This window comes from Ruegeria sp. AM9, from assembly GCF_056540565.1.
Map to the genome: position 1 here is coordinate 499,396 of NZ_JBQFWY010000001.1, position 12,424 is coordinate 511,819.

Annotated in this window: 11 protein-coding genes and 1 tRNA gene; 8 read left to right on the forward strand and 4 right to left on the reverse strand. The window is 60.1% G+C overall.

The features are described 5' to 3' along the window. Positions 1-3 precede the first annotated feature (3 nt). A complete protein-coding gene (locus tag ACR0DO_RS02505) occupies positions 4-315 on the reverse strand; it encodes a hypothetical protein (protein ID WP_170441490.1) in 312 nt (103 codons plus the stop codon). 82 nt (positions 316-397) lie between these two features. Further along, positions 398-2,203: a hypothetical protein gene (locus tag ACR0DO_RS02510; protein WP_480556497.1), complete on the reverse strand. Its 1,806-nt coding sequence runs from the start codon at positions 2,201-2,203 to the stop codon at positions 398-400. A gap of 341 nt (positions 2,204-2,544) precedes the next feature. On the opposite strand from ACR0DO_RS02510, the gene ACR0DO_RS02515 reads away from it, so the two are divergent. Then, entirely contained in the window at positions 2,545-3,504 is a 960-nt protein-coding gene (locus ACR0DO_RS02515; protein WP_170441484.1) for a radical SAM protein, read from the forward strand. Between the two features lie 20 nt (positions 3,505-3,524). Here ACR0DO_RS02515 and ACR0DO_RS02520 read toward each other — a convergent pair whose 3' ends face one another. Next, entirely contained in the window at positions 3,525-5,015 is a 1,491-nt protein-coding gene (locus ACR0DO_RS02520; RefSeq protein WP_480556499.1) for a radical SAM/SPASM domain-containing protein, read from the reverse strand. Positions 5,016-5,451: 436 nt separating this feature from the next. Continuing rightward, a tRNA-Ser gene (locus ACR0DO_RS02525) sits at positions 5,452-5,541 on the reverse strand. 202 nt (positions 5,542-5,743) lie between these two features. Here ACR0DO_RS02525 and ACR0DO_RS02530 point away from each other — a divergent pair. The 7 genes from ACR0DO_RS02530 to ACR0DO_RS02560 are packed head-to-tail and all read left to right on the forward strand — an operon-like array spanning position 5,744 to position 12,424. Beyond that, a complete protein-coding gene (locus ACR0DO_RS02530) occupies positions 5,744-6,919 on the forward strand; it encodes an SPOR domain-containing protein (RefSeq protein ID WP_480556501.1) in 1,176 nt (391 codons plus the stop codon). Positions 6,920-6,936: 17 nt separating this feature from the next. Beyond that, positions 6,937-8,103, forward strand: coding sequence for a D-alanyl-D-alanine carboxypeptidase family protein (locus tag ACR0DO_RS02535; protein ID WP_480556503.1), 1,167 nt, complete (start codon positions 6,937-6,939; stop codon positions 8,101-8,103). Continuing rightward, a complete protein-coding gene (gene tmk, locus ACR0DO_RS02540; protein WP_480556505.1) occupies positions 8,100-8,723 on the forward strand; it encodes a dTMP kinase in 624 nt (207 codons plus the stop codon). The genes ACR0DO_RS02535 and tmk overlap by 4 nt, the downstream gene beginning before the upstream one ends. Positions 8,724-8,733: 10 nt before the next feature. Beyond that, a complete protein-coding gene (locus tag ACR0DO_RS02545) occupies positions 8,734-9,852 on the forward strand; it encodes a DNA polymerase III subunit delta' (protein ID WP_480556507.1) in 1,119 nt (372 codons plus the stop codon). Then, the gene (locus ACR0DO_RS02550; protein WP_480556509.1) at positions 9,849-10,655 is read left to right on the forward strand and encodes a TatD family hydrolase; all 807 of its coding nucleotides are present in this window, start codon (positions 9,849-9,851) and stop codon (positions 10,653-10,655) included. The genes ACR0DO_RS02545 and ACR0DO_RS02550 overlap by 4 nt, the downstream gene beginning before the upstream one ends. Next, a complete protein-coding gene (locus ACR0DO_RS02555) occupies positions 10,652-11,449 on the forward strand; it encodes an MBL fold metallo-hydrolase (protein WP_480556511.1) in 798 nt (265 codons plus the stop codon). The genes ACR0DO_RS02550 and ACR0DO_RS02555 overlap by 4 nt, the downstream gene beginning before the upstream one ends. 42 nt (positions 11,450-11,491) lie before the next feature. Next, a complete protein-coding gene (locus ACR0DO_RS02560; protein WP_480556513.1) occupies positions 11,492-12,424 on the forward strand; it encodes an AEC family transporter in 933 nt (310 codons plus the stop codon).

Consider the following 12,424-nt stretch of genomic DNA (forward strand, 5'->3'; position numbering starts at 1 on the left):
GGCCTAGTGCTGCAGCGAACTTGCGCGCGAGTTCGTCCCCGTCCGGGCGTCAGGCGAAGAAGCGGTATAGCCGAAGTCCAGGCCGCCGGCGGATGCGGCATCGTAAAAGTCGCGCAATTCCCGCGACAGTTCGTCTTCGCCGGTCAGCAACTCGGGATTTCTCTCAAGGTATGACCTGAGCGCCCTTGTGTCGTTGGTTGATAATAGCTGATCAATAGCGATCAGATGTTCAAGCGTGATCTCAGCACGCGCGCCCTCGGTCGACGCTAGGAATAGTAGCGCAGTTACAATGCCGACGAGTCTGCTATCAGTCATTTAAAAAAAACCTTATCAATACTAGTTAACCATACTCACCCTTTGATTCAGTGTTTTGCACTTAATTCCAAGAATAGCGTCTTTAGTTCGTTGTTGCCCGAAGTTTTTTCAGAACCTGACTTCTAAGTTGATTGACCGGGTTGTTTGCCGTCGCGCGGAGGCTGTTTCTTTTGGTCGTGCGCTTGACCGGGGAACTGCTAAAGCCGTCTCCGGCCAGATATAACTCCACCACCCCGCTTGGTGTTTTTGTTTTTGCCCCGGTGAAGTCGCGCAGCAAAGCACCCGCGTCTTTTGCCAGGGCTGCGGCTTTGGCGGCGTCCTGCCTGTGGTAGAACCGAACGTTGGACTGCGACACCCGGAAGCCTACACGCGCCGTCGCATTGAGTTCATGACCCGTGGTTGTCAGGTCGGCGACAACCGAATCCACGGCATCCTGCGGCAGCCTGTTGGGTGCATACAGCCTGAACGCCGCCCCTCCTGCGATGGAACTTGCTTGCGGTGGTTCGACGTCAGCACCGGGCAGCGTCACAAGCCTCACTGTACCTGATGGTTCTGCCCGCCGCGTCAACTTGGGAGTCTGCAGCGCCTCCGGACCAACTCCGGGGCCTCCAAGGTGCGCCGAGGGGTCCAATGCGACAGTCGTCAAAGCGTTTTCAATCGGATCGATCGATACGGGCAAATCCGGCTGGATGGCCCGAACCTGTTCCGACAATGATCTGGCCTCGGCCGCAGGCGGCAACAGCGCAGGTTGTCTGTATAAGACAGGCTGAGCCGCAAGTTCAGGTGGCCGCGCCGGTGGAGTGAACACATCCGCCGCAATGTCCAAAGGATCAAATCCAGTCGCCGCGACCGCCGCCAGAGCGATTGCGGGGTCAAAAAACTCTGGTGCGATTTCATATGGCAGGAAACTCGGGTTCGCCTCTCGGGTTGGCAGATAGCCGGGACCACCCACCGGTAGGAATGGCTGCTCTAGCGCGGGAACGTAGGCCAAAACGCTTGGAGCGACACTTGGTGTTGTCAGTTCGGGCGGCTGTGCCGCCTCTGGCAAATCCGGCACCGGGGGCGTCACCGAAGCGGAACTGTCCAGATCTTCCACCTCTGTCAAACTGCTGTCCGGGGTATCTGCCCCCGGCGCGAGGCCGACCAGATCCGTTGAAATGACTGTCTCACCCAGCGCGGCCGTCGGCAGATCAGGTTGCGATGGAACAAAATCCTCACCCTGTAGCGGAGAGGCTATCTCGACGTCAGCAGTGACCGGCCCTGCCGTTTCATCCGGACCTGATCCCGAAAGAACCCAAAACACCGAAGATGATGCGATTGCACCAATGGCGCAGCCAACGGCGATAAACCCCAGCCTGACCTTGCGGCGCGCGCGTTGCTGATCTTCCAGTTTTTGAAAAACCTTTTTGGACAGGCGATAGTCGATCTCTTCATGTGAAAGCCGCAAACTCAGCCCTGCATCTGGATCGGCGGAACTGCTTTTACTTCTGCGGGATTTGAAAAAAACCTCGGCTATTTCGCCAGCGTCGGCTGTTTTACTGCCATCAGGCGCCTCGGGCCCGGCTTCCTCCGACTCACCCGTGTACTTCACACTTACCGTAATTCTTTTCTTTCTGGCTTCTTCAAGCTGGTCCGACCACGGCATTAGCCCAACCGGAGAAGGTTCACCTGTGGTTGATTGCGCCTGGCTGCGGTCGGTCGCTTTGGGTGCTTCTGTCTTTTTACCCTGCTGATCCTGCGCGGCGCGCTCGGTCTCTTGCTCTATCCGCGCTTTTTCAAGGACCTTCTGCCATTCAGGGGATTGAACAAAATCATAGATACCCGGCGCCTGAGCAACGCGTTTCTTGGCAACTTCTGGTCGAGCCTTCCGGCCGCTCGCCTTCGTCATGATTACCCCCGACTGGCCGGTAGAATAACCTCTAGGCTGTTGTAGCCCGGTCAAACAGAACACAGGCCGGCGCGTCAAAAATGCAAAAAAATATGGTTTAGAGTATAAAAAATTGACCACTCGCTGACAAGTCAGCCGACACCGTCGGGTCGATTGTGACCACTTTCGCGTTAAGGACAGGATCGCTGTCCCCTGCCCCGCTGAACCGGGGTTTCAGCAATATTTTTTGTCCCATCGTCAATTTCAAGCTACGCTGAGGCGATTGCCAAGCGCCACATGAACGCTGTTGCTGAGTTTTCGGTGGATGTTTGGGTAACCTGAATGAAAACACCTGGATTTAGATGGAAGATATTCAAAACGAACTCGACGCATTTACCCTGATCGATCATTCCGATCCCGTTCATGCCAAAATCGTCGTGGTGGACTGGATGCTGGGGAACGCGTGCAGCTATGCTTGCAGCTATTGCCCCAAAGCGTTGCATGACGGCACGGTCCGATGGCAAAAGACCAAGGACGTCCTGCATTTATATCACCAGATGAAACGCCACTATGTGGACGAGCGGGACAAGATTGTCTGGCTTCAGTTCACCGGCGGCGAACCCACGATGCATCCCCGCATCATTGATTTGCTGCAGCAGGCGTCAGAAATTGATTTCAAAGTCAGCCTGATCAGCAATGCGTCGCGGACACCCCGGTTCTGGGAAAAGATAAGCGGGTGTCTGAACAGCGTCATCCTGACCTACCACGCCGAGTTCGCGGAGCTGGATCATTTCATCCGTGTGGCGAAAATGATGGAGGACCGCATCAGCGTCCATATCAACGTCACGATGCACCCGGACCGCTTTGACCAGACCTTTGAAGACGCCCAGGAACTGCGCGCGGCGCTGCCGGCGGCTTCGATCTCGTTAAAACCCTTACGGCAGGAATTCGGGGCAAAGCTGTACGATTACACCGATGACCAGATGCGGGTGCTTTCGAAAGGGCTGCCCTCGAAATACGCTCCGGTCGGTGAAAAGCCACGCTCTCTGATGCGCGCAACCACACGGTCCGGGCAGTGCGAGACATTGCCCCCGAATGAGTTCATTCTCAGGGGCAAGAACCGATGGCGTGGGTACAACTGCAATGTCGGGCTCGAATCCCTGCGGGTCCGAGGGAATGGCGAAGTCTATCGGGGTGTCTGCGGCGTCGGCGGAGTAATCGGATATCTGGGCGAGGACGTTGACCTGCCCCGCGACCCGATCCGATGCACAAACGACTCCTGTTCCTGTCTGGCTGACATCCTGATCCGAAAAGAGCTGTAAGCCCGCACCGGGGCAACCTGTCAGATCGAGTTGAGGCTGCCGAGATCCACACCGCCCCACGCCATGCGCGGATCGGCCAGAACATCAAGCAGGTCTTTGTGCTCGGGGTGGTCGGACGAGCACACATCCTGGGTTTTGAACTCCTGCGGGGTGACATGCCCCCAATTGCGCAGCCGCAGGAAATAAACACCATCAGCGTTCATTTCATTGGCAAGATCCACGAAGGCTGGCATCTCTTTGTAATTTGCAGTTTGCACAACAAAGTCCAGGCGCAATGTATCGATGTCTCCGCGTGCATTCAGTTCACCGAGGAAGCGCAGGTTCTTCCTTAACGCGGTGAAATCGCCACCACGGCGGAGCACACTGTACGTGTCGGCCTGCGCCGCATCGATCGACACCCAGACCGACGAAACCTTGTCCCAAAGTCCCAGATCGTTCCATGCCCTTTCATTGGCCAGCAACCCGTTGGTATGAAGCTGGATACGCCGCCCGGGCGGACCCGACTGCGTCAACCGCCCCAGAAGATGACGAAAGTGCCTGCTGCCAAACGGATCGCCTGATCCGGTCACCTTGATTTTCGTGGCCTTGCTGACCAGCGGCAAAAGGTGGTCTTCAAACACCTTGTTCAAGCGCTCTGTTTCTTTGTGCGGCAGGTTGATCAGCTGCGTCCTGCAACTGGGGCAGGAGATGTTGCAGGACCGGTCATGAGACAGGATGACCCGATCCGGGCCTTCTTCCAGTTCAAGCTTCAGGCTTTGCGTTTCCGGGGTGCGGGCCGGAAGCCTGCGACCGGCGATCTGCGGACAATGCCAGCGGCTGCAATGTGAAAAATCACCGTCACGGACGGACCGTCTGATTTCGCGGGCCCGGTCTGAATTCCAGAATCCGCCCTCATCTGCGGTTTCAAGACGGCCAATTGGAACCGGCTGCCATGCCGAGCAGCAAAAATGAACCTCACCGTTGACCCGCGTTTCCATTTCCCGAAATGGTGCGACACATGTGCGCGTCCGCAGCCAGCGGTCGGCTTCGGTTTCAAGATCCGCCGACGTTTCGCGGGCAGCATCAATAAGCCGTTGCGCCATAAGGTCATGGTGATCGCGGCTGACGACCTCGCGTCCTAGCATTTCGGTTGCCTGCCACCGTCCCTGCCGAAGCTCGAGCAACCCGGCAACCAACAGCGTCAAAATCTCATGCTCTGTCGCGTTTTCCGAAACCTGTGCGACGAACCGATCGATCCGGGCCTGACTGTTGTCTTGTTGTATGGCTTCTGCGCATTCGGTCACCAGGTCTGATGCATGTGCACCGGGACCTTCAAGAAGCCTGCGCCGCCTAAGATAGGTCGCGTTCTTTTCCGACAGCGTCTCGATGATCGCTGCACAGTCGGCATCGTCTGTGTCGTTAAGCAATTTGGTGTTGTTGCGCGTTGTAGGCATTGCGCCTGCCATAGTGACATACCGCGACACCAAATCAAGTACGCGCTTGAATGCCGCAACCGCCACGCGGTCGACCATATGGATTTCCACTCCCAAAGCCCGCAAGCCACCGAACTTATGCAGTTCCGGTTTGAACGTGGAGATCCCCCGGAGTTGCACAACCGAAGGGCCGGGCCGTCTATCTGAAAGCACCCGCAAGCGACGCGGGCGTCCGTAGTCTCACCATGATGGAACCGACAGCCGATCCACGACATGCCCAGTAAAAGCCGATCATTGCATGGTATCTTCAAGGCCGGTTTGCACTGGGCACGCAACGGGCTCGATTCCTGCACTCCTGCCGGTGAGATTCCGGTAAAGGAAATCGTGACCAGAATTGCAGGGTCGATCCGGGCACGGACCGGTCATGCCGGCATCAGATTGACGCAAGGCAGCCGCCGCGGTCCGTGATTCACTGCTGAAATGCAAATGGTGACAAACTTAAAGGGATGTGGCCGACCTGTAAGTCGTTGATAAGTGGCGGGGAGACAGGGATTCGAACCCTGGGGACGCTCTCACGCCCAACGGTTTTCAAGACCGCCGCATTCGACCACTCTGCCACCTCCCCGCGTGAGGCCGGGTCTAAGGCCAAGTTGAAACGGTGGCAAGAGCAAATAGGGAAATCTCGCCGAAGCGCGTGCAGTGGTCTTTCCATGACACTTTGCCCACGTTATGCTTTGCGGGAAAGACCGTAGCAGTCCGGCAAAACAGAACCGGCGACCGGCGGCGGGGCTCAGGAAACGAGGCCCCTTCAGGCAAGGGATGACAAAATGAAACGAGCGAGTGAGACACGCGCAAAACCGCGATCGCTGGCGGTACTTGGCGTGGCATTGGCAGTTCTGGCCGGGTGTGAAGAGGGTTTGTCTCCGGAGGGGACCTCGACGGAAGCCCCTGCGGATGACGCGCAGACCGATGAAAAGGTCGAACTGTTCCCGGACTACTCAAAAACCACTGGTGAAACCGTTGAGGCACCGGACGTGTTCAACGTGGTTGAGGCCGGTCTTTGGGATGGTCGCCCGTCGCTGGGCGGTATCTGGGTGGCCCACCCCGACGTCAACCAGCCTGAGCGCGTGGTGATCAAGAACACGACCAACAACAAATCCATCACCGGCGCCCTGTTCCGGCGGGAAAGAAGCCAGCCCGGACCAACATTGCAGTTGTCCTCGGCGGCGGCTGAAAAGCTGGGCATCCTTGCCGGGGCGCCGACCAAGGTCGAGGTCGTCGCCCTGCGGCGCAAACCTGTCGAAGAAAAAGAGCCGGAAGCGGAAGAGACCCCGGAAATCGAAGCGGCTGAAAACACGCCTGCTGCCGAAGACGCCAAGCCCCAGGACGAAGCAATCGACACCGCAGCGGCTGAAACTGAAAAGCCCGCCAAGCGCAAGTGGTGGCAAAAGAAGGAAACGGTTGCCGCGGCTGGCGCGACCGGAGCAGCCGCCGCGGCGGCAGCCGACACTGCAGCCGAGGCAGCGGAACAAGTGGTGGAAACGGCCGCCGAGGCAAACCCGACCCCCACCCTGTCGGACCCGGAGGTTACCGCGCCCGAAGAAAAGCCCACCAAACGGAAGTGGTGGCAGAAGAAAAAAACCGACACGATCACCGAAACGCCGCTGGACCCCATCGCAGGCGCTGCCGCTGCTATTGAGGCCGCCGAGCCGACCCCGGCCAGCACAACCGCCGCCGTAGCAACGGCTCAGCAAAAGACCCCGCGCTCGCTGCCCAAACCGTATGTTCAGGTCGGAACTTTCAATGTCGAGGCCAACGCCAAAAGCGCGGTTTCAAAGATTGAGCGCAACGGCATGTCCGCCGATATTCGCGAACTGAAGACCGACGACAAAACGGTCTGGCGCGTGCTGGTTGGCCCGGCAAATACCCGCGCGGAACGCAACGCGATCCAGCGCGACGTCAAGGATCTTGGCTTTACCGACGCGTTTAACGTCAAAAACTGAAACAAAGGAGGCCCCCCGTGCTGTCCTCACTGCGATCATCTGTTTTGACCCTCGGGCTGGCGCTGTTTGCGCTGCCCGCCCATGCTTTTGACACACAGGCCCGCGCGGCCTATGTGATGGACCAGACAACGGGCACCGTGCTTCTGTCCAAAGAGGCGGATCAACCGCTTCCGCCGGCGTCGATGTCCAAACTGATGACGCTCTATGTCGCGTTCGAGGCGCTGCGCGATGGCCGGCTGACGCTGGACGAAACCCTGCCGGTTTCCGAACACGCGATGAGCTATGGCGGCTCGACCATGTTCCTGAACACGCAGGACCGGGTCCGGGTCGAGGATCTGTTGCGCGGCATCATCGTGCTGTCGGGCAACGACGCCTGCGTGGTGATCGCCGAGGCGCTCAGCCCCGATGGGACCGAAGCCGGGTTTGCCCGCTACATGACCCAACGCGCCAAGCAGATGGGCATGGACAACTCGAACTTCTCCAACTCGAACGGCTGGCCCGCAGCGGGTCACATGATGTCAGTGCATGACCTAGCCGTACTGGCGGACCGGCTGATTTCCGATTTCCCGGAATACTACCCTCTGTTTGCCGAAGAAGTGTTTGAATTCGATGGCCGTGCGCCGTCGAACAAGCGCAACCGCAACCCGCTGCTGAAACTGGGGATCGGTGCCGACGGCCTGAAAACCGGCCACACGCAAGAGGCCGGGTATGGCCTTGTCGGCTCGGCCAAGCAGGGGGACCGCCGGGTGATCTTCGTTCTCACCGGCCTCGACAGCACCGGCAAGCGGGCAGAGGAGGCTGAGGCCGTGGTTAACTGGTCGTTTCGAAATTTTGTCGAGAGGACAGTTGCCAACGCGGACACGCCGATAGCCCAGGCCAAGATCTGGATGGGGGCAAAAAAGACCGTCGATCTGGTTCCCGAAGAGGACCTGTCGCTGTTATTCCCGGTGCTGGGCGACAAGAATATCGAAGCCGAAGTGGTCTATAACGGCCCCGTAAACGCTCCGGTGGAAAAGGGTCAGCAACTGGCCGAGCTGGTGATCAAACCCGAAGGCCTGCCGGAAATTCGGCGCCCGCTGGTAGCGGCCGAAGCCGTTCCGAGCGGAGGGTTCGTGGTGCGTATGCTGACCGTGGGCGGTATCGTCCTGACCGATGTAATCGGCAATCCTCTGGACGCATTGTGACGGGATCCGGATTGTTTCTGACCTTCGAAGGCATTGACGGATCAGGCAAATCCTCGCAGGCGCGAATGCTTGCGGATCACCTGCGCGATCTGGGCCATGAGGTTGTGTTGACGCGCGAACCCGGCGGATCACCCGGGGCCGAGGAAATCCGGCGACTTGTTCTGGAGGGCGACCCCGACCGCTGGTCGGCCGAGACCGAACTGCTGCTTTTCACCGCTGCGCGGCGGGACCATCTGGAGCGCACCATCGAACCGGCGCTGGCGGCGGGCAAAGTGGTGATTTGCGATCGTTTCGCGGACAGCACCCGCATGTATCAGGGCCTGTCGCGCGGGAACCTGCGCGCGGTGGTTGACCAGTTGCACAGCCTGATGATCGGGCGCGAACCTGACCTGACCCTGCTGATCGACATGGACCCGCAAACCGGCCTGACCCGCGCCAAAGGCCGTCAGGGCACCGAGGAACGGTTCGAAGATTTCGGTATCGACCTGCAGGAAAAGATGCGCGCAGGCTTTCTGGCACTGGCGGAAGAGTTCCAAGACCGTTTCCGGGTGATCGACGGCAACCGGGACATGGACAGCGTTGCCCAGGATGTGACAGAAATCGTCCTGCAAACACTGTGACAGACGATAGATGAGCGACGACACCCCTACCCCGGATCAGGCCCCCGGTGCTCCGCACCCGCGTGAAACCCAGCACCTGTTTGGCCAGACCGAGGCCGAGCAGGCGTTTCTGAGCGCCTACACCTCGGACCGGCTGCACCACGGCTGGCTTCTGACCGGTCCGCGCGGGGTGGGCAAGGCAACGCTTGCTTGGCGGATCGCCCGGTTTCTATTGGCGACGCCTCCGGCTGAGGATGAGCTGTTTGGCGCCCCACCGCCGCCCGAGTCGCTGGCGATTGACCCCGAACACCCCGTCGCGCACCGCATCCTGGCTGGCGCCGAGCCGGGACTGGCCGCCATCACCCGCTCGGTGAACGATCAGGGGCGTCTACGGAATGAGATCGTGGTGGACGACATCCGTAAGCTGGGGAAATTCTTCGGCCTGTCCTCTGCCGATGGCGGACGGCGCGTCGTGATCGTGGATTCGGCGGATGAGATGAATGTCAGCGCGGCCAATGCCTTGCTGAAGATGCTCGAAGAACCGCCCGCGCGCACGACACTGCTGCTGATCTCGCACCAACCGTCGCGCCTGCTGCCAACAATCCGGTCGCGCTGTCGCACCTTGCGTCTGTCTCCCCTAGGCCCCGAGGATATGCAGGCTGCGCTCACGCAAACCGGTGCCGAACTGCCCGCCAAAGCTGACCATTTGGCTGCGCTGGCCGCCGGGTCCGTGGGGGATGCGGTTCGGCTGATCAATCTGGGCGGGCTGGAGATTTACGCCGAACTGATCGCCATTCTCGGCACCCTGCCCCGGATGGACCGTCAGCGCGCGTTGGCCTTGGCCGAGGCCGCCGCCCAGCGCGGCGCGGCAGACCGGTTCGAGCTGCTGCTGACCCTGATCGACGTCGCCTTGTCCCGCCTCGCCCTGACCGGTGCAACCGGTGCACCACCCGCGCCAGAGGCCGCCCCGAATGAGGCCGAAACACTGGCGCGCCTGTCCACCTCACCGCATCAAGCCCGCCAATGGGCAGAGGTCGCGGCGACAATCACAGCCCGCGCGCGACATGGTCAGGCGGTGAACCTTGACCCTGCCGCTCTGGTCCTAGATACGGTGTTCAAGATACAGGAAACCGCCGGTCAGAGCAGATGAGCGACACCCCCCAGATCACCGACAGCCATTGCCATCTGGACTTCCCCGATTTCGAGGGGCAACTGGACCAGATCATCGCCAACGCCGCCAAGGCGGGCGTGACCCGCATGGTCACGATCTGCACCCGCCTGCGCAACGAACCCACCGTCCGCGCCATTGCCGAGGCCCACGCGCCCGTCTTCTATGCCGCCGGCACGCACCCCATGAGCGCGGCGGATGAACCGATGGCGACCGTGGACGAACTGGTTGCTCTGGCGCGGCACCCCAAATTCGTGGGCATTGGCGAAACCGGTCTGGATTACCACTACACCGCTGACAGCGCCGATGTGCAGAAACAATCGCTGCGCGTCCATATCGAGGCCGCTCAACGCACCGGCCTGCCGCTGATCATTCACGCCCGCGCCGCCGACGATGACATGGCGCGCATTCTGGCTGAGGAACACCGCAACGCGCCCTATTCCTGCGTCATGCACTGCTTTTCGTCCTCAGCAGAACTGGCCAAGGCCGCGCTGGATCTGGGCTTCTACCTGTCGATGTCCGGCATCGCCGTCTTCCCCAAAAGCCAGGAACTACGTGATATCTTCGCCGCCGCCCCGGTCGACCGCGTTCTGGTGGAAACCGACGCACCCTATCTGGCCCCACCGCCATACCGCGGCAAACGCAACGAACCGGCCTATACCGCCCATACCGCCCGCAAAGGGGCCGAGGTGTTTGGTATGGATTACGCTGATTTCGCGGCCCAAACGCAGGCCAATTTCGACCGGCTGTTCACCAAAGCCGCAACCTACAAGGCAGCCGCATGACCGAGCTGCGCTGCACCATCCTGGGTTGCGGCTCTTCCGGCGGTGTACCCCGGCTGGGTGGGCATTGGGGCGCGTGTGACCCCGACAACCCCAGAAACATCCGCCGCCGATGCTCCATGCTGGTGGAACGCGACGGGCCCGAGGGCACAACATCCGTCCTGATCGACACCACGCCGGACATGCGCAGCCAGTTGCTGAGCACCGGAACCGGGCGGCTGGATGGCGTGGTCTATACCCATTCACATGCTGACCACGTGCACGGTATCGACGATCTGCGCATGATCGTCTTCAACATGAAGACGCGCGTTCCCGTTTGGGCGGATGGCGACACCCAAAACGACCTGTTGGGGCGGTTCGGCTACGCGTTCATTCAACCCGCAACCTCTCCTTACCCGCCGATTTTGGACCTGAAGGCCATTGATGGCCCGTTCGAAATCGACGGTCCGGGCGGAGCGATCCCGTTTCACCCGTTCAAGGTCAACCACGGCACGATCGATTCGCTGGGGTTCAAAATGGGCAAACTGGTCTACCTGCCGGACGTGGCCGAATTCTACGACGACTCCTGGCCCTTGCTGGGAGATTTGGACTGTCTGATCATCGACGCCCTGCGCCGGTCTCCGCACCCCACCCACGCGCATCTGGAAAAGACGCTGGGATGGATTGACCAGTTGAAACCCAAACGCGCAGTTTTGACCAACATGCATATCGACCTCGACTATGCCACGGTCGAATCTGAGACCGCCGATCACATCACCCCGGCCTATGACGGCATGGTGATCCGTCAGGCCCTGTAAAGCGCTGCTGTTGCGGCCTGCGATATCCCTCGGGGTGGCAAGATGCTGCAAAACCTGATCGACGTCATTCTGCCGGTATTTCTGGTGATCGGAGCGGGATATGCCGCGACATCCTCGGGGTACTTCAAAGAGGCCCATGTGGACGGGTTGATGAAGTTCACCCAAGGCTTCGCAATTCCCTGCCTGCTGTTTCTGGCCATCGCGCATCTGGACCTGAGCTCCAGCTTCGATCCCCGGTTATTGGCCAGCTTTTATACTGCGGCGGCGCTGTGTTTCACCGCGGGCCTGTTCGGCGCCCGCCTGATCTTTCGCCGCGAGTGGGAGGACTGCGTCGCCATCGGGTTCTGCTGCCTGTTCTCGAATTCAGTGTTACTGGGTCTGCCGATTACCGAACGCGCCTATGGACCCGGAAACCTGTCCGGCAACTATGCGATCATCGCCTTCCACGCCCCGTTTTGCTATGCCGTCGGCATCACCGTGATGGAGGTGGTCCGCAATCGCGGCAACGGCGGCACGCTTATGGTGCGGTCGGTCCTGACAGCGATGTTCCGCAACGCCCTGATCCTTGGCATCGCGCTGGGATTTGTCGTCAACCTGTCCGGGATAGGCGTACCCTCTGTGGTGGACGAGGCGCTTGGCCTCATAACCCGCGCCGCCCTGCCCGGTGCGTTGTTTGCATTGGGTGGTGTGCTGGTCAAATACAGGCCCGAAGGCGACCTGCGCACGATTGCCTATGTCTGCGCCATTTCACTGATGCTGCACCCCAGCCTCATGTGGCTGTTCGGAACATCGGCTGGCCTGCCGCAGGACCTTTTCCGCTCGGGCGTGCTGAACGCGGCAATGGCTCCGGGGTTTAACGCCTATATCTTCGCCAATATGTATGGCCGGGCCAAACGGGTCGCGGCCTCGTCCGTGCTGGTCGGGACAGCGGTTTCCATCCTGTCCGTCTGGTTTTGGCTGACAGTTTTGGGCTGA